This is a genomic window from Bradyrhizobium sp. AC87j1, from assembly GCF_002936975.1.
Classification (GTDB): domain Bacteria; phylum Pseudomonadota; class Alphaproteobacteria; order Rhizobiales; family Xanthobacteraceae; genus Bradyrhizobium; species Bradyrhizobium shewense.
In genome coordinates this window covers 1-843 of sequence record NZ_PTFE01000265.1, presented here as the reverse complement: position 1 = coordinate 843, position 843 = coordinate 1, and the positions used below count along the sequence as shown (strand labels likewise).

Below are 843 nucleotides of genomic sequence, written 5' to 3'. Positions count from 1 at the left end.
TCTGCTCAATCTATCGCCGAACGAGCGCGACAGAACCCAAAATACCCCGCGGGATCGCATCCCGCTCAACAAAATCTCTTCTCTTCAATCACATAGCCAGATGGGTGTTCTGATGCGCAGTTGTAGTATTTGCGCCAAGTCTCCACTTTTCCTCGGCGTCCGCAAGGGACAGGAACCAGTGGGCGTTGAGACATTCGGCCCGGAAGCGGCCGTTGAAGGCTTCGATGAACGCGTTATCCGGCATGATGTAGCGGGTGTCCCGTGTTTCCAGACTCGATCTAGCCCATTAGCGTAGACCGATCCGGGCCTCGGGGCACCGGGAGCACGCAAGTGCGGGCAGGCCGTCGCACTGACATGAACTGCGAGTTCGAGGTCGTTATCTGGCCGCCCCTGCGACTAGCCCGGATGCGCTGCGAGCGCGGATCCGTAATTGTCGTGTTGCCCGCAGCTCCCTTTCGCACTGACCATGGAGGGAGAGATGCGCATCATTGGCATGGACATTCATCGCGTGGCGGCCGAGGCCGTGGCGCTGCTCGAGGGACATCTAACGAAGCTCGGCCGCATTCCCATGACTCGTGACAGCTTGGAGGCTTTCGCCAGGAAGGAACTCACCCATGACGATCACGTGGTCGTCGAGGCGACTGGCAATGCCGCGGCCGTTGTCGAAGTTCTGGCGCCGTATGTCGACCGTGTTGTCATCGCCAACCCGAAGCAGGTGCGGTTGATCGCGCACGCAAAGATCAAGACGGATGCGATTGATGCCGCCGTGCTCGCGAAGTTGTACGCCACCGGATTTCTTCCGGAGGTCTGGGTACCCGATCAGCGCACTATGGCCCTGCGACG

General features: G+C 60.0%; 1 protein-coding gene and 1 pseudogene. One reads left to right on the top strand and one right to left on the bottom strand.

The genetic code is table 11. From position 1 onward, the window contains the following. Positions 1-65 precede the first annotated feature (65 nt). Positions 66-238, bottom strand: a pseudogene (locus CV770_RS44450) (integrase core domain-containing protein); the annotation flags it as partial. A 240-nt stretch (positions 239-478) separates the two neighbouring features. On the opposite strand from CV770_RS44450, the gene CV770_RS41225 reads away from it, so the two are divergent. Continuing rightward, a partial coding sequence (locus CV770_RS41225; RefSeq protein WP_201760274.1) for an IS110 family transposase occupies positions 479-843 on the top strand: 365 nt, incomplete at its 3' end.